Annotated in this window: 28 protein-coding genes and 1 pseudogene; 12 read left to right on the forward strand and 17 right to left on the reverse strand. The window is 62.0% G+C overall.

Annotated features, from left to right (window positions below; translation table 11 throughout):
• Positions 1–5: 5 nt before the first annotated feature.
• A pseudogene (locus HX855_RS33305) lies at positions 6–125 on the reverse strand (outer membrane lipoprotein carrier protein LolA); the annotation flags it as partial.
• Positions 126–144: 19 nt separating this feature from the next.
• Here HX855_RS33305 and HX855_RS14705 point away from each other — a divergent pair.
• Complete coding sequence (locus tag HX855_RS14705) at positions 145–1,050, forward strand: cation diffusion facilitator family transporter (protein ID WP_177083148.1); 906 nt, start codon at positions 145–147, stop codon at positions 1,048–1,050.
• A 103-nt stretch (positions 1,051–1,153) separates the two neighbouring features.
• On the opposite strand, the gene HX855_RS14710 is transcribed toward HX855_RS14705, so the two are convergent.
• The 5 genes from HX855_RS14710 to ureE form a co-directional block, all read right to left on the reverse strand.
• Positions 1,154–2,275: an AGE family epimerase/isomerase gene (locus HX855_RS14710; RefSeq protein ID WP_177083149.1), complete on the reverse strand. Its 1,122-nt coding sequence runs from the start codon at positions 2,273–2,275 to the stop codon at positions 1,154–1,156.
• Positions 2,276–2,443: 168 nt separating this feature from the next.
• Positions 2,444–3,016, reverse strand: coding sequence for a HupE/UreJ family protein (locus tag HX855_RS14715; protein WP_177083150.1), 573 nt, complete (start codon positions 3,014–3,016; stop codon positions 2,444–2,446).
• Between the two features lie 25 nt (positions 3,017–3,041).
• A complete protein-coding gene (gene ureG, locus HX855_RS14720) occupies positions 3,042–3,656 on the reverse strand; it encodes an urease accessory protein UreG (RefSeq protein WP_003217431.1) in 615 nt (204 codons plus the stop codon).
• 9 nt (positions 3,657–3,665) lie between these two features.
• Entirely contained in the window at positions 3,666–4,340 is a 675-nt protein-coding gene (locus HX855_RS14725; RefSeq protein ID WP_177083151.1) for an urease accessory protein UreF, read from the reverse strand.
• Positions 4,337–4,837: an urease accessory protein UreE gene (gene ureE / locus HX855_RS14730; RefSeq protein ID WP_076018025.1), complete on the reverse strand. Its 501-nt coding sequence runs from the start codon at positions 4,835–4,837 to the stop codon at positions 4,337–4,339. The genes HX855_RS14725 and ureE overlap by 4 nt, the downstream gene beginning before the upstream one ends.
• 337 nt (positions 4,838–5,174) lie before the next feature.
• Between ureE and HX855_RS14735 the strand changes: the two genes are divergently transcribed.
• Positions 5,175–5,663: a C40 family peptidase gene (locus HX855_RS14735; RefSeq protein ID WP_177083152.1), complete on the forward strand. Its 489-nt coding sequence runs from the start codon at positions 5,175–5,177 to the stop codon at positions 5,661–5,663.
• A gap of 1 nt (position 5,664) precedes the next feature.
• On the opposite strand, the gene HX855_RS14740 is transcribed toward HX855_RS14735, so the two are convergent.
• Positions 5,665–6,297, reverse strand: a complete 633-nt coding sequence (locus tag HX855_RS14740; protein ID WP_177083153.1) for a TetR family transcriptional regulator — start codon at positions 6,295–6,297, stop codon at positions 5,665–5,667.
• 151 nt (positions 6,298–6,448) lie between these two features.
• On the reverse strand, positions 6,449–6,907 hold the full coding sequence (locus HX855_RS14745; RefSeq protein WP_177083156.1) for a hypothetical protein: 459 nt from the start codon (positions 6,905–6,907) through the stop codon (positions 6,449–6,451).
• Positions 6,908–7,274: 367 nt separating this feature from the next.
• Between HX855_RS14745 and HX855_RS14750 the strand changes: the two genes are divergently transcribed.
• Positions 7,275–9,344, forward strand: a complete 2,070-nt coding sequence (locus tag HX855_RS14750) for an AsmA family protein (protein ID WP_177083158.1) — start codon at positions 7,275–7,277, stop codon at positions 9,342–9,344.
• A gap of 130 nt (positions 9,345–9,474) precedes the next feature.
• Here HX855_RS14750 and HX855_RS14755 read toward each other — a convergent pair whose 3' ends face one another.
• The gene (locus HX855_RS14755; RefSeq protein WP_177041339.1) at positions 9,475–10,005 is read right to left on the reverse strand and encodes a bacterioferritin; all 531 of its coding nucleotides are present in this window, start codon (positions 10,003–10,005) and stop codon (positions 9,475–9,477) included.
• A 99-nt stretch (positions 10,006–10,104) separates the two neighbouring features.
• Positions 10,105–11,016 (reverse strand): LysR substrate-binding domain-containing protein, encoded by a 912-nt coding sequence (locus tag HX855_RS14760; RefSeq protein ID WP_177083160.1) that lies wholly within the window; start codon positions 11,014–11,016, stop codon positions 10,105–10,107.
• A gap of 124 nt (positions 11,017–11,140) precedes the next feature.
• Here HX855_RS14760 and HX855_RS14765 point away from each other — a divergent pair, with 124 nt between their 5' ends.
• Both HX855_RS14765 and HX855_RS14770 read left to right on the forward strand, forming a co-directional pair.
• On the forward strand, positions 11,141–11,782 hold the full coding sequence (locus HX855_RS14765) for an FMN-dependent NADH-azoreductase (protein WP_177083162.1): 642 nt from the start codon (positions 11,141–11,143) through the stop codon (positions 11,780–11,782).
• Between the two features lies 1 nt (position 11,783).
• Positions 11,784–12,089, forward strand: a complete 306-nt coding sequence (locus HX855_RS14770) for a multidrug efflux SMR transporter (protein WP_177083164.1) — start codon at positions 11,784–11,786, stop codon at positions 12,087–12,089.
• A gap of 2 nt (positions 12,090–12,091) precedes the next feature.
• On the opposite strand, the gene HX855_RS14775 is transcribed toward HX855_RS14770, so the two are convergent.
• Positions 12,092–12,979: a DMT family transporter gene (locus tag HX855_RS14775; RefSeq protein WP_177083166.1), complete on the reverse strand. Its 888-nt coding sequence runs from the start codon at positions 12,977–12,979 to the stop codon at positions 12,092–12,094.
• A gap of 97 nt (positions 12,980–13,076) precedes the next feature.
• Here HX855_RS14775 and HX855_RS14780 point away from each other — a divergent pair, with 97 nt between their 5' ends.
• The 3 genes from HX855_RS14780 (at position 13,077) to HX855_RS14790 (ending at position 15,455) form a co-directional block, all read left to right on the forward strand.
• Entirely contained in the window at positions 13,077–13,865 is a 789-nt protein-coding gene (locus HX855_RS14780) for a helix-turn-helix transcriptional regulator (protein WP_177083331.1), read from the forward strand.
• Positions 13,866–13,936: 71 nt separating this feature from the next.
• Positions 13,937–14,251 carry a PsiF family protein gene (locus tag HX855_RS14785; RefSeq protein ID WP_177083168.1) on the forward strand — a complete coding sequence of 105 codons (315 nt, stop codon included), beginning with the start codon at positions 13,937–13,939 and terminating at the stop codon, positions 14,249–14,251.
• Positions 14,252–14,441: 190 nt separating this feature from the next.
• The gene (locus HX855_RS14790) at positions 14,442–15,455 is read left to right on the forward strand and encodes an AI-2E family transporter (RefSeq protein ID WP_177083170.1); all 1,014 of its coding nucleotides are present in this window, start codon (positions 14,442–14,444) and stop codon (positions 15,453–15,455) included.
• A gap of 202 nt (positions 15,456–15,657) precedes the next feature.
• Here HX855_RS14790 and HX855_RS14795 read toward each other — a convergent pair whose 3' ends face one another.
• A complete protein-coding gene (locus HX855_RS14795) occupies positions 15,658–16,926 on the reverse strand; it encodes an Hsp70 family protein (RefSeq protein ID WP_177083172.1) in 1,269 nt (422 codons plus the stop codon).
• Positions 16,927–17,214: 288 nt separating this feature from the next.
• Between HX855_RS14795 and HX855_RS14800 the strand changes: the two genes are divergently transcribed.
• From HX855_RS14800 to HX855_RS14815, 4 genes are all read left to right on the forward strand, one after another.
• Positions 17,215–18,165, forward strand: coding sequence for a DnaJ C-terminal domain-containing protein (locus HX855_RS14800; protein ID WP_177083174.1), 951 nt, complete (start codon positions 17,215–17,217; stop codon positions 18,163–18,165).
• A 2-nt stretch (positions 18,166–18,167) separates the two neighbouring features.
• Positions 18,168–18,473 (forward strand): chaperone modulator CbpM, encoded by a 306-nt coding sequence (locus HX855_RS14805; protein ID WP_177041353.1) that lies wholly within the window; start codon positions 18,168–18,170, stop codon positions 18,471–18,473.
• A gap of 83 nt (positions 18,474–18,556) precedes the next feature.
• Entirely contained in the window at positions 18,557–21,967 is a 3,411-nt protein-coding gene (locus tag HX855_RS14810; protein ID WP_177083176.1) for a dermonecrotic toxin domain-containing protein, read from the forward strand.
• Complete coding sequence (locus HX855_RS14815) at positions 21,918–23,036, forward strand: NEL-type E3 ubiquitin ligase domain-containing protein (RefSeq protein WP_177083178.1); 1,119 nt, start codon at positions 21,918–21,920, stop codon at positions 23,034–23,036. Before HX855_RS14810 ends, HX855_RS14815 begins: the two co-directional genes overlap by 50 nt.
• Positions 23,037–23,079: 43 nt before the next feature.
• Here the strand turns inward: HX855_RS14815 and ureC are convergent, their stop codons facing one another.
• The 5 genes from ureC to ureA all read right to left on the reverse strand — a co-directional run bounded on the left by ureC (position 23,080) and on the right by ureA (position 26,595).
• Entirely contained in the window at positions 23,080–24,780 is a 1,701-nt protein-coding gene (gene ureC / locus HX855_RS14820; protein ID WP_177083180.1) for an urease subunit alpha, read from the reverse strand.
• A gap of 140 nt (positions 24,781–24,920) precedes the next feature.
• Positions 24,921–25,226 carry an urease subunit beta gene (locus tag HX855_RS14825; protein WP_177039716.1) on the reverse strand — a complete coding sequence of 102 codons (306 nt, stop codon included), beginning with the start codon at positions 25,224–25,226 and terminating at the stop codon, positions 24,921–24,923.
• Entirely contained in the window at positions 25,223–25,756 is a 534-nt protein-coding gene (locus HX855_RS14830) for a GNAT family N-acetyltransferase (RefSeq protein ID WP_177083182.1), read from the reverse strand. Before HX855_RS14830 ends, HX855_RS14825 begins: the two co-directional genes overlap by 4 nt.
• 5 nt (positions 25,757–25,761) lie before the next feature.
• The gene (locus HX855_RS14835) at positions 25,762–26,283 is read right to left on the reverse strand and encodes a GNAT family N-acetyltransferase (RefSeq protein WP_177083184.1); all 522 of its coding nucleotides are present in this window, start codon (positions 26,281–26,283) and stop codon (positions 25,762–25,764) included.
• Positions 26,284–26,292: 9 nt separating this feature from the next.
• Entirely contained in the window at positions 26,293–26,595 is a 303-nt protein-coding gene (gene ureA, locus HX855_RS14840) for an urease subunit gamma (protein WP_003217383.1), read from the reverse strand.
• Between the last annotated feature and the right edge of the window lie 71 nt (positions 26,596–26,666).

Consider the following 26,666-nt stretch of genomic DNA (forward strand, 5'->3'; position numbering starts at 1 on the left):
CGTCACACGTAATACACTGTAGGAGCGAGCTTGCTCGCGAAGAACCTGAGGGCGCCGCGTGCATTCAGAATGCCCGCGTCATCGTTGACGTTTTTCGCGAGCAAGCTCGCTCCTACAGGTTTCAAGGTTTTGACAGGAGGATATGTGAGTAACCGAGGTGAGCAGTCGCTGCTCAAACAATCGACGATTCTGATGTTCGCGGTCGCGATCGCCGGGATTGTCACGGGTGTGGTGTCGGGCGCCCAATCGATTTTATTCGACGGCTTTTTCTCGCTGATCGCCACCGCCATAAAGGTGCTGATGCTGATCACGGCCACGCTGATCGCCAAAAAAAGCAACCAACGTTTCCAATTCGGCTATTGGCACCTGGAACCCATGGTGCTGCTGATCGAAGGCAGCTTTTTGCTGTTGATCGCCATCTACGCGTTTCTCAACGGTGTGTTCGGCATTATCAATGGCGGGCGCGATATCGAACTGGGCCTGGTGATCCTCTATGCGGCGGTGTTTACCGTCGTCGAGTTCGCCTATTTCTTCTACGTGCGTTATCGCAACCGCACGCTCAAATCGTCGCTGATCCAGTTCGACAACATCAGCTGGCTCGTGGACGCCATGCTGTCGGTGGGCTTGCTGGTGAGCTTCCTGGCCGCCTTGTTGCTCAAGTCCCAGGGCTATGGGCAGTGGGCGGTGTACGTCGACCCGTTGATCCTGATCCTGCTGGCGCTGAGCATGCTGGCGCCGGCGTTCAAGATCCTGCGCCCGGCGCTCCGGGACGTGCTGGGAATAGTGCCGGACCAACTGGACGGCAAAGTGCGCGAAGTGATGGACGCGGCCCAGGCCAGGCATGGTTTTGACGACTACGTGTCCTATGTGCAGAAGCACGGGCGGGCGCGGTTTATCGAGATTCATGTGGTGCTGCCGGCGGATTACCCGGTGGATAACGTCGCCACCCTGGATGGGCTGCGCGAAGAGATATCCACAGGGCTGGGCAAACCTGACGCGGCGCGCTGGCTGACGATCAGCTTTACCGGGGATCGCAAATGGATTGCGTGATGGGCAGATAGACCGCTATCGCAGGCAAGCCAGCTCCCACATTTTGAAAGTGTTCACAGTTCAAAGTGTGGGAGCTGGCTTGCCTGCGATAGGGCCCTGAACGTCAGCCGAGATATTCGACCAACCCCCGATAGCATGTCGCCAAGTGGTACGGCGTGGTCGACGGCATATCCCGTCGGCTCACCTGCCCCTTGGCATCCAGGCATTCGTTCCAACCCTTCCCATGCAGGAAGCGCTGCTGCAGCGCCAGCCATTGGCGTTGCAGCACGGCTTCACTGCCGGGGCGCAAGGTCAGCGCCCGCAGGTACTCGGCCTGGGCCCAGATGCGCTGGGTGCCGTCGCGTACGCTGCCGTCCAGGGCGAGCATGCCGCTGACCGCACCGGTCAGGTTATCCACACCCTTTTGCTCGGCATAGGTGAACGCTTTGTTCAGCGATGTGTGCAACGGTGTGCCCCGCAACAGGTCCGAAGATTCCAGCAGGAAGAACCATTCGAACTGATGCCCCGGCTCAAACCAGTTATCCACAGCGCCCAGCGGTTTTTCCATCATCACCCCGTGTTGGCGGTCGATGAAGCGCTTCTGCATGGCGTTGGCCAGGTCCAGCAACGCGTCTTGGGTCACGGCGTCTTCACGCACGGCCAGGGTGGCGAGGAAGCCTTCGGCGAGGTGCATCAGCGGGTTTTGCAGGGGGCCGGACTTGAGGGATGACCAGTTACGCTCCAGCACCGCTTCGTACAGGCCGTCGCCGGTGGCGAAGCGTTCGGCGACCACTTCCAGGGCCGCGTCGAGTACCGACTCCACCAGGGATTCCCGCACCTTGGCCCAATAGTGGGCACAGGCGAAGATGATGAAGGCGTGGGTGTAGAGGTCTTTGCGTTTATCCAGCGGCTTGCCGTGGGCGTCGATGCTGTAGAACCAGCCGCCGTGCTCGGCGTCGTGGAAGTGCCGTTGCAGGGAGCGGAACAGCGCGGCGGCGCGTTCCTCGGCAAAGGCTGCACCGGGCTCGCCGATCAGGCTGGCGAACAGGTACAACTGCCGGGCGCACGCCATGGCGCGGTAGCGTTGCGGGGGCAATGGCCGATGGTCGGCGTCCAGGGCTTCATAAGGCAGCGCCAGGTCGGCATTCCAGCCCGGGCCTTGCCAGAGCGGCACGATCAGGTCGTGGAAATGCGTCAACACAGCGGTCAATTGAGGCTTGAGGGCGGAGCTTGGAGCGATGGGCATCGGCTGGCGTCGTCACGGCAGGGGTGTTTGCGCGACATGGTATCAGGCTTGAGGTAGGTGGTGGCTGTGAGTCCGTCATCGCGGGCAAGCCCGGCTCCCACAGTTGACTGAGTACTCCTGTGGGAGCCGGGCTTGCCCGCGATGAGGCCATTGGAAACGCCGTAAATCTCAGGCAGCGAGCAACCAAACCCCAGTCGCCGCCGAAGCCGCCCCGGCAACCCGCACCAGCGGCGCTGCGGCCGCGGGCAGGAAGCGCACCACGGCATAACCCGCCGCATGCAGAACCGCCGTCGCCCCCACAAACCCGGCCGCATACGCCCAAGGGCTGGACATGTCAGGCAGTTCCAACCCATGAGCCACGCCATGGAACAGCGCAAACAATGCAGTCGCCGCCACCGCCACGAACAACGGAGGCCGCACCGCCAGTGCCACCGCCAGGCCCAGCGCCAGCACCGACGCGGCAATCCCGCTTTCCAGCGCCGGCAATTCCAGGCCTTCAAAGCCCAGCATCCCGCCGATCAGCATGGTGCCGACAAAGGTGCACGGCAGTGCCCAGCGTGCCGAACCTTTCTGTTGGGCGGCCCACAGGCCCACGGCGACCATCGCCAGCAAGTGGTCGATGCCGCCCAGCGGGTGACTGATACCGGCCACCAGGCCGTTGTCGCCATGACCCGGGTGGGCGAAGGCGAGGGCGGGGGTGAGCAGCAACGCTGCGGCAGCGAGAAGTGTATTGAGGCGCATGGACAAGCTCCTTTTTGTGGGGGGATCAGGCTGCGGTCAGCAAGCCTTGGCGTTCGATGAAGGCGACGATTTCTTCCAGGCCGACGCCGGTTTTCTGATTACTGAAGACGAAAGGTTTACCGCCGCGCATGCGCTGGGTGTCGCTGTTCATCAACTCCAGGGACGCGCCCACCAGCGGCGCCAGGTCGATCTTGTTGATCACCAGCAGGTCGGATTTGCAGATCCCCGGGCCGCCCTTGCGTGGCAGCTTGTCGCCGGCCGACACATCGATCACGTAGATGGTCAGGTCCGACAGTTCCGGGCTGAAGGTGGCCGACAGGTTGTCGCCGCCGGATTCCACCAGGATCAGGTCCAGGCCGGGAAAGCGCCGGTTCAACTGGTCCACGGCTTCGAGGTTGATCGAGGCGTCTTCGCGAATGGCGGTGTGGGGGCAGCCGCCGGTTTCCACGCCGATGATGCGCTCGGGGGCCAGGGCCTGGTTGCGCACCAGGAAGTCGGCGTCTTCCCGGGTGTAGATATCGTTGGTGACCACCGCCAGGTTGTAGCGGTCGCGCAGGGCCAGGCACAGGGCCAGGGTCAGGGCGGTTTTGCCGGAGCCGACCGGGCCGCCGATGCCGACGCGCAGGGGTTGTGTGTTCATATGCTTCTCCTAAGAACGGAACAGGCGGCTGTACTGGCGCTCATGGGCCATGCACGCCAGGGACAGGCCAAACGCGGCGCTGCCGTAATGATGGGGGTCGAGTTGGCTGGCGCCCCGTTGGGCTTGTTGCAGCAGCGGCAGCAGCTCACTGGTCAGGCGCTGGGCGGCTTGCTGGCCCAGGGGCAGGGTTTTCATCAGCACCGCCAGCTGGTTTTCCAGCCAGCTCCACAGCCAGGCAGCCAGGGCGTCATCCGGGCTGATCTGCCAGGCGCGGGCGGCCAGCGCCCAGCCCAGGGCCAGGTGCGGTTCGGGTCGCTGGGCGAGGAACTCCCGCGCGGCGTCATCCAGTTCCGGCAAGCCGTTCAGCAGTTGGTGCAGGGAATAACCCATCTGCCGGCTTTCCTGATACAGCTCGCGGGTTTCGCGGCTGGCGCGGTGTTCGTCGCACAGCTGGGCGAGACGCGGCCAGTCTTCTTCAGCGGCGGCCTTGCAGTGGGCGAGTAGCAGCGGTGCCTCGAAGCGCGCCAGGTTGAGCAACAATTGATCGCTGATCCAGCGCCCGGCACTCGCCGGGTCGGTGACGCGGGCTTGCTCCACGGCCATCTCCAGGCCCTGGGAATAGCTGTATCCACCAATCGGCAGCTGCGGACTGGCCAGACGCAGCAGCGCCCAGGCTGGATTCATAGACGTACGCCGAACTGGTGCAATTTGGGCGGGTAGTTGAAGTCTTCGTCGCCATGGCGGGAATGATGATGGCCGCCGCCATAGGCACCGTGTTCCGGCTGGAACGGGGCCTCGATGGTTTCAGTGGTGGCGCCCAACTGATCGAGCATGGCCTTAAGCACATAGTCATCGAGCAGGCGCAGCCAGCCGTCACCCACTTGCAGGGCCACGTGGCGGTTGCCCAGGTGATAGGCGGCGCGGGTCAGTTCAAAGGCGCTGCTGCAGGTGACGTGCAGCAGTTGTTCAGGACGGGCGCACACGCGTACGACACGTCCGTCTTCGGCCTGTAGGAATTCACCATCGTGCAGCGGCGATTGGCCGCGCTCCAGAAACAGGCCGACGTCTTCTCCGTCGGCACTGAAACAGCGCAGGCGGCTTTTGCTGCGGGCTTCGAAGTTCAGCAGCAACTCGGCGGCCCAGACGGGTTCGGGGGCGATTCGGCGGTGGATCACCAGCATCAGAAAGCTTCCAGCTATGAGCGATAAGCAAGCTAGAGCAAGGGTCTTGCCAACCACGCGGGAAGTGGGAATTCCCTGTAGGCAGGCGGTATGTGCCACCTGATGGCGCAGGAAATTATTCCAAAATGTTTCATTTTGGTGCGTGAGTGGATTTATAGCACCGGATCCGGGCGTTCGGCGTTGAATTCCACTGCAGGCTGCGTGAAATTTCTTTCATCTGTTGCCAGCTTTAGTTTCTTGGGACTTTTCCTACGCACTTACAGGATTCGCCGTGCGTTGAGTTACGTGCTGTTTCATTAGGATTCCGCTCCGTATTTAATCCTCAGCGGTTTCCAGCATGTACAAGTCATTTTTCTGTTTATTGATTGTCAGCCTGTCGATGGCGATTTCATCCGCCTCGGCCAATCTTCAGCGCCCGGCTTCCATCGCGACGCCATCGTCGATCGACAACGTGATCGATCGCGCCCACAGCCTGTTGGGCACGCCTTACAAGCTGGGTGGAACCACGGTGAAGCAGGGCTTCGATTGCAGCAGCTTCCTGGTGTACCTGTTCAAGACCGAAGCCAATATCCATCTGCCCCGCACCACGGCGGCCATGCACCGCTCAACGGCGAGCACGATCAAGCGCGATGCGTTGCAACCGGGTGATGCGGTGTTTTTCAGGGGCAATGGGCGTGGGCAAGTCAGTCACGTTGGCCTCTATATAGGAGAGGGCAAGTTCATTCACTCGCCACGCACGGGCAAAAGCGTGCGCATCGATTCCCTGGCCAACAGTTACTGGAACAGGAACTACACCACCGGCAAGCGTTTTCACGCCGTGCGCTGAGTTATTCGGTGCTGCCCAGGCCTTGCCAGTGCTTGAGGCCGATAAAGATAAAACGCAGTTGCTGGGTGATCTTGGCTTGAGGCGTGAGGTGCGCAGGCAGCGCGTCGGCGGGCGGGTCGATAATGTCGGGCAGGGTGGCGAACACGCTCTTGACGATCAGGTCGGCCATCACATGCAAACCGTCGGCCCCCAGATGCTGCAGCTTGGGCATCAGGGTCAGGTCGGCGGCCAGGTCGCTGGTGATGTCTTCACGCAGGGCCCCGATGGCTTGGCGAACCGCGAGGCTGCCACCGTATTGCTCACGGGCCAGGAACAGGAACTGCGAACGGTTGACGGCGACCACGTCGAGGAAAATCCGCACGGAGGCATCAATGATGCCGCCCATCACGAATTCATTGTGGCGCACCAGGCGAATCGTTGCGCGAAAGGTCTGGCCGACTTCACTGACCAATACCAGGCCCAACTGATCCATATCGGCAAAGTGACGGTAGAAACCGGTGGGCACGATGCCGGCGGTCTTGGCCACTTCACGCAGGCTCAGGCTGCCGAACCCACGGCCACACTCCATCAGATGGCGGGCTGCGTCCATCAGGGCGAGTCGGGTCTGTTGCTTCTGTTCGGCACGGGGCAGCATTGGCAGGCGGGCTTTGTGGACAAGGACAGCGACGCACTCTAGCAAATCGGCTTTGCCAGCGTCGAACTTCAACAGGGAGAAGGGCGTTGCGGTTTATACAAAGTCAAAGCCCGATCGGGTGATCGGGCTTTTTTCCAGGGCCAGCACGGGCTTAGCTCTGTGCTTGATGCAGTTGTTCCAGACGATCAGCACCACCTTCAGCTACAGCACCGGCGTAGGCGCGTTCGTTGGCGCGGTCGGAACCGTTTTCAGCCAGGCCTTTCTCGTGCAGACGGGCACTGCCATTTTCTGCAACGCCTTCACTGTAAGCACGTTTGTTGGCTTGTTCGGCACCGCCTTCAACCAAACCTTTCTCTTCCAGACGATGACGGCCGTTTTCTACAACACCTTCGGTGTAAGCGCGTTTGTTGGCGTTGTCCGAACCGTTTTCAGTGATGCTGCCGTTGTAGTCGGTGTTGTTCTTGTCCGAAGCACCGCTGCGAGCCAGGGTCTGGCTTACGTGGGAAGCGTCGGCTTTCACTTGTGGAGTCGCTTGTTCAGCCGCTGGCAGGGCAAATGCGCTGGTGGCCAGGACGGAAAGTACAAAGCTTGCGAGTAATTGGCGTTTCATGAGGGTTGCTCCTAGGGAGTGCGATAAATTGGGTACAGGGCTAATGCTACTCTTGATAAGTCGATATAAAAGTTCATAAACGCAATGGTAATAATCAACAGAATTGATTGTTCCCCGGGAAGGCTCTATCTCGCAGGTCTCAAGCCCGGGCTTTTGCACCGTGGTGGGTATTTTCGACACGATCGTGGGTAACAACGGTGCGCCGTTGATGATTGAAGCTGTCGAGTTGGTCAGGAAAGGCGGTTTTTACGGGTAAATCATCAATGGGGTTAAACCCCCGCGCCGTTTGTCAGTCGTAGCCATATAAGCTGTAGTCAAAACGTGCGCCCCAGCGCGCCCGCTCAGTCGTAACCTGGAGTCCTGTGCAATGACGCGCACTCGTAAAATTCTCGCCTGGAGCTGCGCCAGCTTCGTTTTATTAATCGCCGTCGTGGTGTTGGTCCTGGTGTTCTTTGACTGGAACCGGATCAAGCCGCCGCTCAATGCCAAGGTCTCCGAAGAACTGCACCGCCCGTTTGCCATCAACGGCAACCTGGCGGTGGTGTGGGCGCGCGAGCCCGATGAAGGCGGCTGGCGCGCCTGGGTTCCCTGGCCCCACGTGATTGCCGAAGACCTGACCCTGGGTAACCCTGACTGGTCGAAAACCCCGCAGATGGTCACCCTCAAGCGTGTAGAGCTGCGCATCTCGCCCTTGGCGTTGCTGGCCCAGCGGGTGGTGATCCCGCGTATCGACCTCACCGAACCCAGTGCACAGTTGCAGCGCCTGGCCGATGGCCGCGCCAACTGGACCTTCACATTCGACCCCAAGGACCCGAACGCCGAACCCTCCAGTTGGGTGGTGGATATCGGCGCCATCGGCTTCGACAAAGGCCACGTGACCCTCGACGACCAAACCCTCAAGACCCAGCTCGACGTGGTCATCGACCTGCTCGGCAAGCCGATTCCGTTCGGCGAGATCGTCGGTGATGCCGACGCCAAGAAGGCCCTGGAAAAGGGCTCGGCCCCGCAGGACTACGCGTTTGGCCTCAAGGTCAAAGGCCAGTACCACGGCCAGAAACTCGACGGCACTGGCAAGATCGGTGGCCTGCTGGCACTGCAGGACGCGGCCAAGCCGTTCCCGCTGCAAGCCCAGGCCAGGATCGGCGACACCAGCATCGCGCTGGCCGGCACCCTGACCGACCCAACGAACCTCGGCGCCCTCGACCTGCGCCTCAAACTCTCCGGCAGCAGCCTGGGCAACCTGTACCCGCTGACCGGCGTGACCCTGCCGGATTCGCCGGCCTATTCCACCGACGGCCACCTGATCGCCAAGCTGCATGAGGCCAACGGTGCGACGTTCCAGTATGAAAACTTCAACGGCAAGATCGGCAACAGCGACATCCACGGTAACCTCGGTTACGTCGCCAGCCAGCCACGGCCCAAGCTCACCGGTGCGCTGATCTCCAACCAATTGCTGATGACCGACCTGGCGCCGCTGATTGGCGCCGACTCCAATGCCAAGCAAAAAGCCCGTGGCGGTGAAAGCAAACAGCCGGCCACCAAGGTGCTGCCGGTGGAAGAGTTTCGCACCGAGCGCTGGCGCGACATGGATGCCGATGTCGAATTCACCGGCAAGCGCATCGTCCACAGTGCCGACTTGCCCTTCACCGACCTCTACACCCACCTGGTGCTGAACGACGGCCAGTTGAGCCTCGAACCCCTGCGTTTCGGCGTGGCCGGTGGCAAGCTCGATGCGCAGATTCGCCTCAATGGGCGCACCACGCCGATGGAAGGCCAGGCCAGACTCACCGCGCGCAACTTCAAGCTCAAGCAACTGTTCCCGACCTTCGAGCCGATGAAAACCAGCTTTGGTGAGCTCAACGGCGACGCGGATATTTCCGGGCGCGGCAATTCCGTGGCGGCGTTGCTGGGCACCTCCAATGGCGATCTGAAGATGTTGATCAACGATGGTGCCATCAGCCGCAGCCTGATGGAAATCGCCGGGCTTAACGTGGGCAACTACGTGGTTGGCCGCCTGTTTGGCGACAAGGAAGTGAAGATCAACTGTGCCGCCGCGGACTTTGGCATCAAGTCTGGCCTGGCGACGACGCGCCTGTTTGTGTTCGATACCGAGAACGCCATCATCTACATCGATGGCACGGCGAACATGGCCAGCGAGCAGCTTGACCTGACCATTACCCCTGAATCCAAAGGCTTCCGCCTGTTTTCCCTGCGCTCGCCGCTGTACGTCAATGGGCCGTTTATCAAGCCCAATGCCGGCGTGAAGGCTGTGCCGTTGATGCTGCGGGGGGCGGGCATGGTGGCGCTGGGTGTGATTGCCGGCCCGGCGGCAGGCTTGCTGGCGCTGGTGGCACCGAGTGGCGATGAGCCGAACCAGTGTGCACCGTTGCTGCAGCAGATGAAGGAAGGCAAGGCGCCTAAAACAGTGAAGGGCTAGCGGACGGCACCGGGAACCAGAAATGTGGGAGCGGGCTTGCTCGCGAAGGCGGTGTATCAGTCAAACATGTATTGGCTGACACTCCGCCTTCGCGAGCAAGCCCGCTCCCGCAGGGGGTGTGCGGTGTTGGTTAGAGGTCCTGCAGAATATCCGCCATGTCATCGGCGTGTTCTTCTTCCTGGGCCAGGATGTCTTCGAAGATCCGGCGCGTGGTCGGATCTTTATCACCGATGTATTGGATGATCTCGCGATAGCTGTCCACCGCGATACGCTCGGCGACCAGGTCTTCGTAGACCATTTCCTTCAGCGTATTGCCGGCCACGTACTGGGCGTGGGAGTTCTTCGACAGCAGGTCCGGGTTGAATTCCGGCTCGCCGCCCAGTTGCACGATGCGTTCGGCCAGTTTGTCGGCGTGTTCCGCTTCCTGGGTGGCGTGCTCGAGGAACTCCTCGGCGGCGACATGCGCCTTGACGCCATTGGCCATGAAGTAGTGGCGCTTGTAGCGCAGCACGCACACCAGTTCGGTGGCCAGGGATTCGTTGAGCAGGCGCAGGATTTCCTGGCGGTCGGCGTCGTAGCCTTCGGTCACGGCACCGTTTTCAACGTTCTTGCGGGCGCGGTCACGTAAGGTGGCTACGTCAGACAAATGTGAGTCAGTCATCTTGATTCTCCTGGGGCTAATCCGGTTTTGCGCCACGCTCTGCCGGCGTGATCGCTCCAAGTTGTGAGTCCCAGGCAACGCAAAAAGTTTTATCGGATTTTACAACGCGTGCCCCGACAGCCGCGCTTCCTCCTGCAACCACTCAAAAAACGCCCGGACCGGCGGATGCCGTTCGCGGCCCGGTGCGCACAGGGCGCTGTAGCCGGAGCCGTCAACCCGGATCTCTGGCCGATAGGGCACCAGCAGTCCACTGGCGACGGTTTCCGAGACCAGGATATTGCTCGCCAACACCAGGCCCTGGCCGGCGATGGCGGCTTGCAGGGCATAGTGCTCTTCGTCGTATTCCCGCAGGGGGGAAGCGGATTGCAGCCAGTCTTCCCCGGCCTTTTTGCACCAGGCCTGCCAGCCCAGGGCATAGAGCTTGGAGTTGTGCCAGCGCACGCTGATCAAGGTCGGGGTGCGCTCATGGGCCAGGGCGACCTGTTCGGGCGAGCCGTACACCGCAAAGCACTCATCGAACAGGCACAGACTGTGGAGGTTCGCGTAGTCATCGATGCTGTAGCGGATCACCAGGTCGATACTGGCGTCCTGTTGCAAATCCACGACGGCGCAATTGGTGTCCAGGCGCAGGCTGATAGCCGGGTGGGCGGTATAAAAGCGTCCCAGGCGCGGTACCAGCCACAAGGCGGCGAACGCGGGCGTGGTAGACAGCGTGAGATGGCCGGCGCTGCGTTGCGGGCGCAGGGTGTCGACGCTTTGCGCGACGTCCAGCAGTGCGCCATGCAGGCTGTGAAACAGTCGCTCGCCACACTCCGTCAGGCGCACCTGGCGCGGCAGGCGTTCGAACAAGGGTACGCCGAGCCAGGTTTCCAGGGAGCGAATCTGGTGGGATACCGCCGTCGGTGTCACTGACAGCTCCTGGGCGGCGGCCTTGAAGCTCAGCAGGCGCGAGGCCGATTCAAAGGCGCGCAGGGCGGTCAGGGGCAGCGAGGCAAACATGTAAGACTCCATGGATGAATTGAACTCATCCAAAGCAACTATTGCTCATTTGTGAGGCACGCGGCTCGTCTCTAGATTTGTGCGCAAGAGAGGCCGCCATTGAGGTCGCCTGAGTCTAGCGTGTGAAGGCCTACAGATGAAAAAAATGCTTGCGATCCATTCCAGCCCCCGTGGTGAGCGTTCCCATTCCCGGCGCCTGGCCGAGGTGTTTCTTGCTGCGTGGCATACCGCAAACTCGGACGCGCACCTGACTCGTCGCGAAGTCGGCCGTGCGTCGATTCCCCATGTCAGCGAAGCGTTCATCGCCGCCAGCTTCCACCCCGAGCCGCAGTCGATGCCCTTGTCCATGCACGCCGATTTGCAACTGAGCAATGAGCTGGTAGCCGAGCTGGTCGAGCACGAACTGCTGGTTATTTCCGTGCCGATGTACAACTTCGGGATTCCCAGCGGCCTCAAGGCTTGGATCGACCAGATCGTGCGCATGGGCCACACCGTGGATATCACCCAGGACAGCCAGGGCATCGCCCACTACCAGCCGTTGCTGTTGGGCAAAAAGGCATTGATCATCACCAGTCGCGGCGGCAGCGGCTTTGGCCCGGGCGGTGAACACGAGGCGATGAACCATGCCGATCCCCACCTGCGCACCGCGTTGGGGTTTATCGGCATTGAAGACGTCACGGTGATGGCTGCCGAAGGTGAAGAATCTGACCCTACCGTTTTCCGCCGCTCCTGCGATGCGGTCGAAGGCCGGTTGCGCGATTTGGCCGGGAGCTTCTGAGGTGTCCTGGCTCTTCCTGCTGATTGCTGCCGGGTTTGAGGTGACCTTCGCCATGGGCATGAAGTACGCCGACGGTTTCACCCGGCTGTGGCCCTCGCTGATCACCGTGGTTGCGGCGGTCGGCGGGATCTACTTTCTGACCCTGGCCATGCGTGAATTGCCGGTGAGCGTCGCCTACCCGATCTGGACCGCCATTGGCTCGCTGGGCACGGTGTTTCTCGGGTTTGTGCTGCTGGGGGAGAGCCTGACGGCGATCAAGCTGGTGTCGGTGGGCCTGATCGTCGCCGGTGTGGTGGGCCTTAAATAGCGTCAGGCGACGCTGACCTTGCTGCGAACCGGTGTCGTCCAGCGCTCCGACAAAATCACCCCGCCCAAGGTCAGCAAACCGCCCACCAGGTGATACATCGCCAACTGCTCCTTCAGCACCACCGCCGCAATCAGTGCGGTGATCAACGGCAGCAGGTTGAAAAACAGCGTGGTACGGCTCGGGCCCAGGGCCTTGACCGAGTGCATCCATGCCAGCGGCGCCAGCATCGAGGCCAACAGGCAGGCGTACAGCACCAGCGGGATATTCGACCAGCCGAGGCCAGCCTTTTCGGAGAACAGGAACGGCGGAAACAGCACCACCACCGCCACCAACACCTGCAAATACAGCAACACCAGCGGCGGCAAGCGCAGCCGCCATTTTTTCAGCAAGGTGCTGTAGACCGCGTAGGCGAGGGTGGCCACGAGCATCATCCCGTCACCCAGGTTCAGCCCGTGTTGCAGCAGGGCACCGAGGCTGCCGGCGGACACCACCACCACCACGCCGGCGAACGACAGCACCGCACCGGTGAGGGCGCCGAAGGTCAGGCGTTGGCCAAGGCTGATGATCGCCGCGGTGAGGGCCATCAGCGGCATCAGCGAGAGGATGATGCCCATGTTGGTGGCCGAGGTCAGGGTCGCGGCGTAATACGCCAGGCTCTGATACACCGCCATGCCCAACACACCGAGGATGAAGATCTTGCCCAGGTTCGGGCGAATCAGCGGCCAATTGGCAATCACGGGCTTGAGCATGAACGGGGTAAACAGCAGGCCGGCCAGCAGCCAGCGATAAAAGCCGATCTCGGCAGGGAAAATCGTCCCCACGGCCAGCTTGTTGACCACGGTATTGCCGGCCCAGATAAAAATCGCCAGTAACGGATAAGCGTATTGCATGGAAAAGAACCTGTTGTGTCTATGTGGGGCGATTATCCTTTGTCTGGATCGATGCCTATACTTCGATCCAGCCATCCGACCTATGTATTCAGACAATATGCTCAAGAAGTACATCAACCTTCCCGATTTCGACCAATTGCCGTCCCCGGTGTACTTCCGTTATTCGGAGTTCGAGGCCGACACCCACGCCAGCGCCCACCAGCATGCCTGGGGCTCCTTGGACTACTCGGCCCGCGGCGTGATGCGCTTTGAAGTGGCGGGCAGCCGTTTCATGTCGCCGCCGCAATACGCGGTGTGGATCCCTCCGAACATCCAACACAGTTCCTACAACGCCCAGGCGGTTGTCTACCGCTCGGTGTACCTGGCGCCGACGTTGTGCGAGCAGTTGCCGGCGCAGCCGTGCACCCTGACCATCAGCGACATCCTCAAGGCGATCCTCAGTGACTTCGCCGAGCGTGACGTCAACATTCCCGAGAGTGAAGACGATGTGCGCCTGGCCCAGGTGCTGGTGGATCAGCTCAGGCGGGCGCCGGTGCATGATTGCTTCCTGCCGTATGCCAGCCATCCCGGGTTACTCAGCGTGCTGGAGGGCATGCAGGCCGACCCCGGCGATAACCGCCCGCTGGCCCAGTGGGCGTCCCGGGTGCACATCAGTGAGCGCACCCTGGCCCGGCAATTCGCTCGCGAACTGGGGATGAGTTTCGGCGAGTGGCGCCAACGTCTGCGTTTTCTCGCGTCCATCGAAGCGTTGGACAGCCCGCGCAGCGTCCAGGAAGTGGCGTTTGACCTGGGCTACAGCACCGCCTCGGCATTCATCGCCATGTTTCAACGCCAGGCGGGCTGCACCCCGGAGCAGTACCGTCGGACGAATATCCGCAGCAGGTGAACGTGTAACAGGGTTTGACTACACTGCTGGAGAGGCCGTGCCCCTCGGTACGGTAACAGGGAGAAAACTCCATGAAGATGCTGCGTATTCCGTTGTTGATGATGGGCTTGCTGCTGTGTTCCCAGGGCTTTGCCGCGACGGCCGCACAGACGGCCCAGCAACAAAAAATGACCACGTGCAACGCCGAAGCCAAGACCAGTGGCAAGACCGGTGACGATCGCAAGGCATTCATGAGCACTTGCCTCAAGGCTGCCCCGGCCGCCAACGACGCCAAGACCCTCACGCCACAGCAGCAGAAGATGAAAGACTGCAACGCCACGGCGAAAACCCAGGCGCTGGCCGGCGATGCGCGTAAAACCTTTATGAGCACCTGCCTGAAGAAATAATAGCCGGGTGCCATAGAAGGCTGCGACACTCACACACAGCCCTCTGTTGTCGGTAGGAGCGAGCGTGCTCGCGCAGAACGTTAACGAAAACGCGTTCATCCTGAATAAGCGTGGCTTGCTTGCGTTTTTCGCGAGCCAGCTCGCTCCTACAAGTAACAGCATCTTTTAACGCCGTTCGTTTTGAGGCTGTATGCCAACGTTTTCTCAGCGTCACGTGTTGTTGTTGATCAGTTGCGTGCTGATTTTTGGCGGGCTGCTGCTGGTGTTGCCGTTGAAGTTGCTGCCCAGCCTGCTGGCCGGGTTGCTGGTGTATGAGCTGGTCAATATGCTCACCCCGCAGTTGCAGCGGTTGATCGAAGGCCGGCGTGCGCGCTGGTTGGCGGTGGCGTTGCTGGGGACGTTGATCGTCAGCATCCTGACCCTGATCTTTGCCGGGGCCATCAGCTTCCTGTTGCACGAAGCGGAAAACCCGGGGGCTTCCCTCGATAAATTCATGGGCGTGGTTGACCGTGCCCGCGGCCAGTTGCCGCCGTTTCTTGACGCCTACCTGCCGGCCAGCGCCGCCGAGTTTCGCGTGGCCATCGGCGAATGGCTGAGCAAACACCTCAGCGAACTGCAACTGGTGGGCAAAGACGCCGCGCACATGTTCGTCACCTTGCTGATCGGCATGGTGCTGGGCGCGATCATCGCGTTGCAGCGGGTGCCGGACCTGACCAAGCGCAAACCCCTGGCAGCCGCCCTGTTTGATCGCCTGCACCTGCTGGTCCAGGCCTTTCGCAACATCGTCTTCGCCCAGATCAAGATCGCCGCGCTGAACACCGCGTTCACCGCGATCTTCCTCGCCGTGGTACTGCCGCTGTGCGGGATCCACCTGCCGCTGACCAAGACCTTGATCGTGCTGACGTTTCTGCTGGGCCTGCTGCCGGTGATCGGCAACCTGATGTCCAACACCCTGATCACCATCGTGGCCTTGTCGCTGTCGATCTGGGTCGCGGTGGCGGCGCTGGGCTACCTGATCGTGATCCACAAGGTTGAGTACTTTCTCAACGCGCGCATCGTTGGCGGGCAGATCAGTGCCAAGTCGTGGGAGTTGCTGTTGGCGATGCTGGTGTTCGAAGCCGCCTTCGGCCTGCCGGGGGTAGTGGCGGGGCCGATTTATTATGCGTACTTGAAGAGTGAGTTGAAGCTGGCGGGGATGGTTTAACAGCCAGCACCGGCACTTTGGCGGGAGGGCTGTTGTGGCGAGGGGGCTTGTCCCCCGTTGGGCTGCGAAGCGGCCCCAAACCAGGTAACGCGTTTAATCTGAAAAAATGCGTTTACCTTGATGGGGCTGCTTCGCAGCCCAACGGGGGACAAGCCCCCTCGCCACAACAAGCTCCTTCAGCAAAAGGAGTGGGGTTTGTCACTCAGTAGCCATACCGCTTGCTGGCCTCAATCGCCAGACCACTGCCGATACTGCCAAAGATATTGCCTTCCACATGCCGCGCATTCGGCAGCATCGCCGAGATGCTGTGGCGCAGGGCCGGAATCCCGCTGGAACCCCCGGTAAAGAACACCGTGTCCACCTGGGCCACGTCCACCGAGGCGTCGTTGAGCAGTTGGGTCACGCTGTTGCGCACCCGTTCCAGCAAGCCATCGATGGCCGATTCGAACAACGCCCGGCTCAACTCCACGCTCAACCCCGGCTCAACCCGGTCCAGCAGCACATGGCGGCTGTCCTGTTGCGTCAGCTGGATCTTGGTTTCTTCCACTTCCATCGCCAGCCAGTGCCCGGCGCGCTGTTCGATCAGGTTGAACAGGCGGTCGATGCCGCCGGTGTCCTCGATATCGTAGCGCATGCTGCCCAGGGCCAGCTTGGATTTTTGCGAGTACACCGAGTTGATGGTGTGCCAGGTCGCCAGGTTCATGTGGTGGCTGGTGGGCATGTAGGCGCCGCTTTTCATGCGGCTGCCGTAGCCGAACAGCGGCATCATGCCGGCGAGGGAGAGCTGCTTGTCGAAGTCGGTACCGCCGATGTGCACACCGCCGGTGGCGAGGATGTCGTCGTGGCGGTTGTCGATCTGGCGACGCTCGGGCGACAGGCGCACCAGGGAGAAGTCAGACGTACCACCGCCGATGTCGACGATCAGCACCAGCTCTTCTTTCTCGATGGTGGACTCGTAGTCGAAGGCCGCGGCAATCGGTTCGTACTGGAACGAGATGTCCTTGAAGCCGATCTTGCGGGCCACGTCCACCAGGGTGTTTTCGGCTTCCTGGTCGGCCATCGGGTCGTCATCGACGAAAAACACCGGGCGGCCCAGCACCACTTCGTCGAATTCACGACCGGCGGTGGCCTCGGCGCGGCTCTTGAGTTGGCCGATAAACAGCGCCAGCAGGTCGGTGAACGGCATGGCCGTGCCCAGAACGCTGGTGTCGTGCTTGATCAGCTTGGAACCCAGCAGGCTCTTGAGGGAGCGCATCAGCCGGCCTTCGTAGTTTTCCAGGTACTCGTGCAGGGCCAGGCGACCGTATACCGGGCGACGCTCCTCGAAGTTGAAGAACACCACCGACGGCAGCGTGATCTTGTCGTCCTCCAGCGCGATAAGCGTTTCCATGCCGGGACGAATCCAGCCGACGGTGGAGTTGGACGTGCCGAAGTCGATACCGCAGGCACGGGCTGGGGAAGGGTTTTTCATGTCAATCGGGTTCCGGTTGAAAAACGGCCGCGCAGTGTATGCCACCCGCGTGCAGATGCGTAGGCCGACTATCCGCTAAATACAACGCACTTGTTACCTTGAAAGCCCGGGCTTTGCCCCCAAATCCTCCCCATACCGTTGGTGGCTGCAAGATTGTGCCTGCAGCGCCGATAAACTTCTGACGCACCCCCGGGTCACAAGATTGAGATCGGTCAATCCAGACGCCGCAAACAGGCGCATGCTGTGACGCTGGCAGTGCGATATCGATAATGGATGGTGATACCCCCGATGGACTTCAAAGACTATTACAAGATTCTCGGTGTAGAACCGACCGCTGACGACAAGGCGATCAAGGCCGCCTATCGCAAGCTGGCGCGTAAATATCACCCGGACGTGAGCAAGGAAAAGGACGCTGAAGCCAAGTTCAAGGACGCGTCCGAAGCCTATGAAGCGCTGAAAAGCGCCGACAAGCGCGCCGAATACGACGATTTGCGCAAATACGGCCAGCATGGCCAACCCTTCCAGGGCCCGCCAGGCTGGCAGAGCCGTGGCGGCTATGGGGGTGGCGCAGGCCAGGACACAGGCGACTTTTCCGACTTCTTCAGTTCGATCTTCGGTTCGCGCGGCAATGGTTTTGGGGGTGCCCAGGGCCGCAGTGCCGGGCGTCGAGGGCAAGATGTGGAAATGGAACTGCCGGTCTCCCTCGAAGAGACCCTGTCCAACGAGTCCAAGCCGGTCACCTTCCAGGTGCCGCAGTACAACGGCGCCGGCCAGCACGTCAGCAACACCACCAAGAGCCTGAACGTGAAGATCCCGGCCGGTGTGGCCGACGGCGAGCGCATCCGCCTCAAGGGCCAGGGCGCGCCGGGCATTGGCGGCGGCGCCGCGGGTGATCTGTACTTGATCATCAAGTTCGCGGCACACCCCAAATTCGATGTGGAAGGCGAAGACCTGATCATCACCCTGCCGCTGGCCCCGTGGGAGCTGGCGTTGGGTACCGAAGTGGCGGTGCCGACCCTCACCGGCAAGATCAACCTCAAGGTGCCGGCCGGCAGCCAGAACGGCCAGCGCATGCGCGCCAAGGGCCATGGCTTGTTGAACAAGGCCGGGCAGCGCGGTTACCTGTTTGTGCAACTCAAGGCGGTGATGCCGAAAAACACCGACGACGAGGTCAAGGCGTTATGGCAGGAGTTGGCGACAAAGGCCGCTTTCGATCCAAGAGAATCCTGGAGTAGCTAACGATGAGCAGTCCCCGTTTGGTTCAAGTGAACATGGCAGAATTCTGTGAGGCCACCGATTTGTCGGTGGCCTACGTGATCGAAATCGTCGAGCACGGCATTGTTGAACCGGTGGGGACGAGTCCCGAGTCCTGGCGCTTCACCGATTACGAACTGGCCTTGGCCAAGCGTGCGTCGGCGCTGCAAAAAGACCTGGAGCTGGAATGGGAAGGCGTCGCCCTGGCGCTGGACCTGCTGGAAGAAGTGCAGCAACTGCGCGCCGAGAACCAGATGCTCAAGCAGCGCCTGGGGCGCCTGGTGGTCGAGTAACCGGGCCTCTACATAGTTACACCCGACCTTGGAACCGAGCTGATTAAGGTAATCACCTTTCTCCTCTTCCAAGGTATTTGCTTATGCCAGACCCTCAAGCAGCCGACTCCGCCGTCACGGTGTCCGCAGAGCTGGGCCAACATTACCAACACATCAAAGCCGCCATCCCCCCGAGCCTGATCACAGCGTCGCCCTCCTTGCGCGCCTCGGTACGGCAGGTCAAACCGGTGATTCCCGGCTGGTTTGCGGCCACCGGCGCGGAACAGAAGAACCAACTCAAGGCCTGTCTCGAGGCCAGCTTCAAATCCCATGCCGCGCTGGATCAGTCCATGGACAAGGTCCAGGACATCAACGATTTCGCCAAGCCGTTGCTGGAAGCCGCCCTCAAGGCCGCCGGCCATGTGCTGGATGTCGAGCAAACCTGCCTGCGACTCTACTGCCCGGTGGAGGACGCGTTTGGCGTGCGCACCGGAGGCTTTCGGGCCAAGACCCTTTCGCTGTTGCAGGCGGCGCTGAACAATTTCGAAGAGCCCGAAACCCGCGCCGGGTTTTTCAACAGTGCCTCGGGCTTTATCACCGCGCCCGATGCCGAGGGCCATTTCGAGCGCCATGCCACGTCGCTGAAAATCGACGTGTTTACCCGGTTGTGCCGCGACCTGGACCTGGGCAAACAGTACCAGGCGCACCTCACCACCTTCCTGCGTCCGGCGCAGACGGTGTCGCAAAACCTGCTGCGGGAGCGGTTTGTCACCGCTCAGAAAGATGGGTTCAAGGCGGCGGCCTACCTGGCATTGCTCAAGGGCGACATTGGCCAGGACGATTATGCCCTGCTGCTGCGGGTGGCCAGCGGCGAGCGCAACATCATGCTGGGCGACCGGCAGATCTGGTATCGCCGGCTGTGCCTGATGAACCTGCGTTTGCAGGGCTGCGTGATCATCGACCCGTGCGTTAAATACCGCTATGCGAGTTGGTTTATCGCCTACATTCCCGACGACCCGGAACACCCGATCAAGCGTTATGAATCCTTCGCCGAGTTCCGCGCGGAGCTGACGCGGCAGATGACCGTCTGGCCGCCCCAGCCGGGCGGCCGTCCCAGTGTGGTGGCGCCCACCAATTATCAGCAGTTTTTTGCCCGCTTCGTCGCCCGCAAAGACCTGGCGTATTACTACCGGCGCTTTACCGAACTGGTGCCGGATGCGCCGCCGCAAAGCTTCGCATTGAAGTGGCTGCGCTCCGAGCAGGGGCAATTCTGGTCCCAGGTACTCACCCCGCAGCTGACCCCGATCACCTCGATCCTGGGGGACCCGGCGCACCGCGTGCGGATTGCGTCAAAGGCGCCGAACCTGAACATCAATGCCGATTCGCTGAAGGGCCTTTGGGTCGATGTGGACCTGTGGGATGAACTGTACGAGGGCACCGTGCAGCGCCTGTTCGACGATGCCCTGACCATGGCTGTACCCACCGCCATGGCCGACGCCAACAACCGCTCCCGGCGCCTGGCGCACTACATGAGCATCGGCCTGTTTGCCCTGAACCTGGTGTCGATGGTGGTGCCGCCCCTGGGCACGGTGATGGCGGTGGCGATGGCGGCTCAGGTGCTTTACGAAGCGCTCGAAGGCGCCATCGAACTCAGCGAGGGCGACCGCGAAGCCGGCTGGTCCCATATCGGCGACGTCATGGAAAACCTGGCGATGCTGGCCGTCGGCGGCGCCGCGTTCCATGTCACCGTGTCGCCGTTTATCGAGGGGTTAAAGTCGATCACGTTGCCGTCGGGCGAAGTGCGCCTGTGGAAGCCGGACATCCAGGCCTATGCGCTGGAGGTTCAACGGCCAACAACCGCGGTGCCCGACGAGGCGGGGCTGCGTCGCGTCCAGGAAACGCACGTGCTGGACCTCGACGGCAAGCGCTACGCCTTGAAAGCCGACCCGTACCCCGGCCAATACCGTATCCAGCACCCACGCCGGCCGGACGCCTATCAACCCGCCGCCCGCCACAATGGTTCGGGTGCCTGGACCCATGAGGCCGAGCGGCCGCTCGAATGGGAAGGCCCGACATTGATGCGGCGCCTGGGGCGCGTCGTGGAGGGCCTGGACGATGCACAGCTGGAGGCGATTCGTCGGGTCTGTGACATCGACCACAGTGTGTTGCGCCGGCTGCATGTCGAAAGCGAGCCGACCCCGGCGACGCTGCTGGACACGGTGCGGCAGTTCCGGGCCTACGACGATGTGGTGCGGTTGAGCGAACAGATTTTCGTCGGGCAGTTATCGCCCGACCTGGCCCCCTATGCGGCGTCCCTGATGGTGGAGATGCCCCGCTGGCCGGTCGGCAAGGCCATCGAAGTGTTCGAGGGCGAGGGCCCGCAACGGGTGGCCATCCAATATGGCGATACGGCTGCGCCTCTGGGGGGCCTGATCTCCATCAGCCGCGCCGACCTGATGAACGGACAATTGCCCGCCAGGGTGGTGGCGGCATTAAGTGACCAAGCGCTGCAAGGGATGCTCGGGCAACACCTGCCCCCAGAGCCCCGATTGCGCAGCCAGCGCTTGCAGGCACGACTGGGGGATTATGCGCAGCAGCACCGCGCTCGGCTGTTCCGCAGCCGCTATAGCGAGCGGGTCGTACCCAGCAGCGTGGCGGTGCAGGTGCTGCAACGGGATTTCCAAAGCTTGCCGACGATCCTCGCCCAGGAACTGTTAAGCGATGCCAGCGCCGCTGAGCTGCAAGCCCTGACCGGGACCCGCAAAATCCCCTTGCGCCTGGCGCAGAAGGCCCGCGAACTGCAAGCCACGCAGCGCCTGACCAAAGCCTATGAAGGGTTGTACCTGGAGGCACTGGCCAGCCCCGACACCGAAACCCTGGTACTCAATACCCTGGAAACCCTGCCGGGCTGGAAAGACGGTGTGCGCATTGAGGTGCGTGAGGATGCCTACGACGGTGAGTTGCGCGCCCATTACGGCCCAGTGGACGCTCCGAATCTCAAGGTGTTGGTCAGGATCTCCGAGGGCCGCTACCAGGCGTTTGACGGGCAGGCGGGGCAATTGCATGGCGTCGACACCTTGTACGAAGCGTTGCAGCACGCCCTCACCGATGCCCACCGCCGGGCTTTGGGGTTGCCCCATGTGGGGCAGGGTGTGGAGTTGAAATTGAAAATCCTGCAACACGCCTTGCCCCGGGATCGGCTGCGGGAGCGCTTGGGCGTGAGACCGGCCGGCCGGCCGTTCTTCAAGCCGCCTCAGGCCCTGCCCGGCGGCAGGCGCGGTTATCAGCCCGGACTTTTCCCGGATCACCGACATGCGCTCGCTGTTCCTGAACAATGCGCAGCTCCAGACCTGGCCCGAAGGGCTGACGCAGCAGCCACGGCTGGACCATGTCGAGCTGTCCGGCAACCGTATCACCACGATCCCGGAGGCGGTCGTCGCACCGGCTGCCGAGCATCTGGAGCCGATGGCCCGTATCAACAATGTGACCTTTCTGGCGGGCAACCCGTTGTCTGAAGTCGCCCAGCAGCAGTTACGCGACTACTGGGTTCGCCTGGAGCGAGAGCGCCCGGACCTGGTAGGCGACAGGCGTCAACAGGCGTTCGAATACCGGCCGGCGGAGATCGAACCGCCCACCCATGTCCGGGTCGGGCCGGCACGCCTGGGCATTCAGGCGCGCACCGAGCTGCAACGTTGGGTCCGGGATCTGTCGCCGGAGCAGGTCGAGCCACGGCAGGTGCAGTGGAGCGGCCTGCGTCAGGCTGACCGCAGCGACGGCTTCTTTCGTGTGCTCAGTGATCTGGAATCCCCCGGCGCCGGCCACGGTGACCTGCAGCGGCGGGTATGGGAGGTGATCGACAGCATGACCCAGGCCACCCCGAAATCCGACGCCCTGCGCGAGCGCATGTTCGAGTGGGCGGGGCGTGCGGCGTGCTGTGACCGCGCCGCCTTGACCTTTAGTAACCTGGAGATCATGACGCTGGTCTACCGGGCCGAAGCGCTGGCCCTGGACGGGCAGCAGGGCGCGGCGCTGCTGCGACTTTCCAGAGGGTTGTTCCGCCTGGATGAAATCGAAAAAATCGCCCTGGAGGATATCCAGCGCCGCACCGTGGCGATCCACGAGACACCGGGGTTAACCCCGGAGCAAAAAGCCGCCCGGGTCGCACGGCTGGAAGATGTCGAGATCAAGCTGGCCTACCGCTATGGCCTCAAGGACCGCCTGGCGCTGCCGGCCCAGCCGAACCAGGTGCGGTTTACGGCCATGGCGGATGTCACCCCGCAGATGCTCGACCAGGCCTATGCCCGTGTGATGGCCCTGAACAATTCCCCGGCGGAATTCCAGGCGCTGATCGCCCGGGAGTACTGGACCGACTATGTCACCCATACCTCGCGGTCGCAGTTCGAGGCACAACGGGCGCCTTATGAAACGCGCCAGGCCAGCCTGCATGAGCGCTTTCAATCCGGCGAACTGACGGAAGCGGCCTACCAACAACAATCCGCGGACCTGGAGGCGCAATTGCAGATTGAAGAGGCCGGGTTGATCCAGACGTTGAGCCGACAGTTACTGGCTGAGCATCCGCTCTGACGGTAAAGCCCCGGGTACTCACGTAGCCGGGGCGTTGGGCGATCTAGAACAGGAAATAGCGCTGGGCCATGGGCAGCACATCCGCCGGCTCACACCACAGCAACACGCCGTCGGCTTTCACCTGATAGGTCTGCGGGTCGACCTCGATGTCGGGCAGGTAATCGTTGTGGATCAGGTCGGTTTTCTGCACCGCGCGGCAACCCTTGACCACCGCAATTTTCTTCTTCAAGCCCAGTTGCTCGGGCAAGCCTGCCGCCAAGGCCGCCTGGCTGATAAAGGTCAGGCTGGTAGCGTGCAATGAACTGCCGAAGCTGGCAAACATCGGGCGGTAATGCACCGGTTGCGGCGTCGGGATCGATGCGTTGGCATCGCCCATCAGGCTTGAGGCAATCGCGCCGCCTTTGAGGATCAGCGTCGGTTTGATTCCGAAAAACGCCGGGCGCCACAGCACCAGGTCGGCCCACTTGCCCACTTCGATCGAACCCACTTCGTGGCTGATGCCATGGGTGATCGCCGGGTTGATCGTGTACTTGGCGATGTAGCGCTTGGCGCGGAAGTTGTCGTTGCCTGCGCCGTCACCCGGCAACGGGCCGCGCTGTTTTTTCATCTTGTCGGCGGTCTGCCAGGTGCGCGTGATCACTTCGCCGACCCGGCCCATGGCCTGGCTGTCGGAGCTGATCATCGAGAACGCGCCGAGGTCATGCAGGATGTCTTCGGCGGCGATGGTCTCGCGGCGGATGCGGCTTTCGGCGAAGGCCACGTCTTCGGCAATGCTCGGGTCCAGGTGATGGCAGACCATCAACATGTCCAGGTGTTCGTCGATGGTGTTGCGGGTAAATGGCCGGGTCGGGTTGGTGGAGCTGGGCAGCACGTTGGGGAAACCACAGGCCTTGATGATGTCGGGTGCGTGACCGCCACCGGCCCCTTCGGTGTGGTAGGTGTGGATGGTGCGGCCCTTGAACGCGGCGAGGGTGGTTTCGACAAAGCCGGACTCGTTGAGGGTGTCGCTGTGGATCGCCACCTGCACGTCGTACTCGTCGGCCACGCTCAGGCAGTTGTCGATGCTCGCCGGTGTGGTGCCCCAGTCTTCGTGCAGCTTGAGGCCGATGGCGCCGGCCTTGACCTGTTCGATCAGTGGCTCCGGCAGGCTGGCGTTGCCCTTGCCGGTGAAACCGATGTTCATCGGGAACGCGTCGGAGGCCTGCAGCATGCGCGCCAGGTGCCATGGGCCCGAGGTGCAGGTGGTGGCGTTGGTGCCGGTGGCCGGCCCGGTGCCGCCGCCGATCATGGTGGTGACGCCGCTGGTCAGCGCCTCTTCGATTTGCTGCGGGCAAATGAAGTGGATGTGGGTGTCGATGCCGCCGGCGGTGAGGATCATGCCTTCACCGGCAATCACTTCGGTGCTGGCGCCGACGCAGATGGTCACGCCGGGCTGGATGTCCGGGTTGCCGGCTTTGCCGATGGCGAAGATGCGGCCGTTTTTCAGGCCGACGTCGGCCTTGACGATGCCCCAGTGGTCGATGATCAGCGCGTTGGTGATCAGGGTGTCGACCACTTCGGCGGCCAGCAACTGGCTCTGGCCCTGGCCATCGCGGATGACTTTGCCGCCGCCGAATTTCACTTCTTCGCCGTAGACGGTGAAGTCCTGTTCGACTTCGACGAACAGCTCGGTGTCGGCCAGGCGGACCTTGTCACCGACGGTGGGGCCGTACATGTCGGCGTAGGCTTGTCTGGAAATCTTCATGTGCATGCCTTGAGATTCAGGAAAGTTTGAAATCGTTCGCTTCGCTCTCTATCGCGGGCAAGCCCGCTCCCACATTTGGAACGCATTCCCCTGTGGGAGCTGGCTTGCCTGCGATGAGGCCCGAGCAGACACCAGAAAAACTACAGGTCGCCCATGATGCGTCCGGCAAAGCCGAACACCCGGCGCTTGCCGCTCAACTCCACCAGTTCCACCTCGCGGCTTTGCCCCGGCTCGAAGCGCACGGCCGTGCCCGCCGGGATGTTCAGGCGCATGCCGCGGCTGGCGGCACGGTCGAACGTCAATGCGTCGTTGGTTTCGAAGAAGTGATAGTGGGAACCGACCTGAATCGGCCGGTCGCCGCTGTTGGCCACGCTCAGGGTGGCGGTGCGCCGGCCCACGTTGAGTTCGATGTCGCCAGGCTGGATCTGAAATTCGCCAGGAATCATGCAGGTTGTCCCAGGGTCTTGAAGTAAATGGCGGTCGGGGTGTAGCGCCCGTCCGGGCTTTGGCAGTAGTTGGGCAATTCACCGATCTTGGTGTAGCGCAGCGACTGGTAGAAGGCTTCGGCGTCGGAGCCGGCTTCGGTGTCCAGGTACAGCAGCCCGCGTTTGTACTGGCGGGCGCTCAGCTCCAGGGCGTTCATCAACTGTTGGCCCAGGCCCCTGCGCCGTGCCTCGCTGTGCACCAGCAGTTTTTGCACCTCGGCACGGTTCAGGCCGTTGGCTTTCTGGCACAGCGCCAATTGCACGCTGGCCACCACTTGTTCATCACGCACCACCACCCACAGCAGCAGGCTGGCGTCCTCGACGCTCGCCTGCACGCTGCTCAGGTAGCGGCGGGCCTGGGCTTCGTCGAAGTCGGCCATGAACCCCACCGAGGCGCCATGCTTCACGGCGTCCAGCAACAGCTCAACCAAACCCTGACGGTAATGGGCAAAACTCTCGGCATTGACTCGACGCAGTTGGGCGGCGTTCATCGGTGTCACTCCTTGGGCGGCGCAGCGCCAGGGTTGAGTGTCAGTTGCATGAAGGTCAGGTCGAGCCAGCGCCCGAACTTGGTGCCCACCTGGGCCATCTGCCCGGTGGTGATAAAACCCAGGCGCTCATGCAGGCGGATCGACGCCTGGTTGCCGCTCTCAATGGCGGCAACCATCACGTGTTTGTTGCAGGTCTTCGCCCGTTCGATCAGGGCTTGCATCAATTGCGGGCCGAGGCCTTTGCCGCGTTGGTCGCTGCGCACGTACACCGAGTGCTCGACCGTGTGGCGAAACCCCTCGAAGGGTCGCCAGTCGCCAAACGAGGCATAGCCGGTGACCTGGTCGTCCTCGACGGCCACCAGGATCGGGTAAAACTGCGCCTGGCGGGCGCTGAACCAGGCCTGGCGGTTGCCCAGGTCAACCGGTTGTTCGTTCCAGATGGCCGTGGTGTTGAGGACGGCGTCGTTGTAGATATCGCGAATCCCTGGCAAGTCGGCATGCACCGCCTCACGAATCAAAAAGGACATGGCCGGGCCTCAGGCGATGGGTTGGTGGACGGTGACCAGCTTGGTCCCGTCGGGGAAGGTCGCTTCCACCTGGATGTCCGGGATCATTTCCGGAATGCCTTCCATCACCTGCTCGCGGGTGAGCAGGGTGGTGCCGAAGTGCATCAGTTCGGCCACGGTGCGGCCATCGCGGGCACCTTCCATCAGCGCGGCGGAGATGTAGGCGATGGTTTCCGGGTAGTTGAGCTTCACACCGCGCGCCAACCGCCGCTCGGCCACCAGGCCGGCGGTGAAGATCAGCAGTTTGTCTTTTTCCCGTGGGGTCAGGTCCATCGTTCAAGGTCCACTATGAAATACATTCGTAAAAACACTGGAGATCCAATGTGAAAGCTGCTTTCTGTGGG

This window comes from Pseudomonas sp. IPO3778, from assembly GCF_013386825.1.
In the GTDB taxonomy this organism is placed as follows: domain Bacteria; phylum Pseudomonadota; class Gammaproteobacteria; order Pseudomonadales; family Pseudomonadaceae; genus Aquipseudomonas.

Bases quoted from the DNA above. Each gene is read 5' to 3' on its own strand.
- HX855_RS14760 (WP_177083160.1), bottom strand. From the start codon at position 11,016: ATGGAGTCTTACATGTTTGCCTCGCTGCCCCTGACCGCCCTGCGCGCC.
- HX855_RS14715 (WP_177083150.1), bottom strand. From the start codon at position 3,016: ATGCGCCTCAATACACTTCTCGCTGCCGCAGCGTTGCTGCTCACCCCC.
- HX855_RS14785 (WP_177083168.1), top strand. From the start codon at position 13,937: ATGAAGATGCTGCGTATTCCGTTGTTGATGATGGGCTTGCTGCTGTGT.
- HX855_RS14745 (WP_177083156.1), bottom strand. From the start codon at position 6,907: ATGAAACGCCAATTACTCGCAAGCTTTGTACTTTCCGTCCTGGCCACC.
- ureE (WP_076018025.1), bottom strand. From the start codon at position 4,837: ATGCTGGTGATCCACCGCCGAATCGCCCCCGAACCCGTCTGGGCCGCC.
- ureA (WP_003217383.1), bottom strand. From the start codon at position 26,595: ATGGACCTGACCCCACGGGAAAAAGACAAACTGCTGATCTTCACCGCC.
- HX855_RS14790 (WP_177083170.1), top strand. From the start codon at position 14,442: ATGCCAACGTTTTCTCAGCGTCACGTGTTGTTGTTGATCAGTTGCGTG.
- HX855_RS14735 (WP_177083152.1), top strand. From the start codon at position 5,175: ATGTACAAGTCATTTTTCTGTTTATTGATTGTCAGCCTGTCGATGGCG.
- HX855_RS14815 (WP_177083178.1), top strand. From the start codon at position 21,918: ATGGCCCGTATCAACAATGTGACCTTTCTGGCGGGCAACCCGTTGTCT.
- HX855_RS14800 (WP_177083174.1), top strand. From the start codon at position 17,215: ATGGACTTCAAAGACTATTACAAGATTCTCGGTGTAGAACCGACCGCT.
- ureG (WP_003217431.1), bottom strand. From the start codon at position 3,656: ATGAACACACAACCCCTGCGCGTCGGCATCGGCGGCCCGGTCGGCTCC.
- HX855_RS14765 (WP_177083162.1), top strand. From the start codon at position 11,141: ATGAAAAAAATGCTTGCGATCCATTCCAGCCCCCGTGGTGAGCGTTCC.
- HX855_RS14710 (WP_177083149.1), bottom strand. From the start codon at position 2,275: ATGCCCATCGCTCCAAGCTCCGCCCTCAAGCCTCAATTGACCGCTGTG.
- HX855_RS14740 (WP_177083153.1), bottom strand. From the start codon at position 6,297: ATGCTGCCCCGTGCCGAACAGAAGCAACAGACCCGACTCGCCCTGATG.
- HX855_RS14780 (WP_177083331.1), top strand. From the start codon at position 13,077: ATGCTCAAGAAGTACATCAACCTTCCCGATTTCGACCAATTGCCGTCC.
- HX855_RS14825 (WP_177039716.1), bottom strand. From the start codon at position 25,226: ATGATTCCTGGCGAATTTCAGATCCAGCCTGGCGACATCGAACTCAAC.
- HX855_RS14755 (WP_177041339.1), bottom strand. From the start codon at position 10,005: ATGACTGACTCACATTTGTCTGACGTAGCCACCTTACGTGACCGCGCC.
- ureC (WP_177083180.1), bottom strand. From the start codon at position 24,780: ATGAAGATTTCCAGACAAGCCTACGCCGACATGTACGGCCCCACCGTC.
- HX855_RS14775 (WP_177083166.1), bottom strand. From the start codon at position 12,979: ATGCAATACGCTTATCCGTTACTGGCGATTTTTATCTGGGCCGGCAAT.
- HX855_RS14805 (WP_177041353.1), top strand. From the start codon at position 18,168: ATGAGCAGTCCCCGTTTGGTTCAAGTGAACATGGCAGAATTCTGTGAG.
- HX855_RS14810 (WP_177083176.1), top strand. From the start codon at position 18,557: ATGCCAGACCCTCAAGCAGCCGACTCCGCCGTCACGGTGTCCGCAGAG.
- HX855_RS14795 (WP_177083172.1), bottom strand. From the start codon at position 16,926: ATGAAAAACCCTTCCCCAGCCCGTGCCTGCGGTATCGACTTCGGCACG.
- HX855_RS14830 (WP_177083182.1), bottom strand. From the start codon at position 25,756: ATGAACGCCGCCCAACTGCGTCGAGTCAATGCCGAGAGTTTTGCCCAT.
- HX855_RS14725 (WP_177083151.1), bottom strand. From the start codon at position 4,340: ATGAATCCAGCCTGGGCGCTGCTGCGTCTGGCCAGTCCGCAGCTGCCG.
- HX855_RS14750 (WP_177083158.1), top strand. From the start codon at position 7,275: ATGACGCGCACTCGTAAAATTCTCGCCTGGAGCTGCGCCAGCTTCGTT.
- HX855_RS14835 (WP_177083184.1), bottom strand. From the start codon at position 26,283: ATGTCCTTTTTGATTCGTGAGGCGGTGCATGCCGACTTGCCAGGGATT.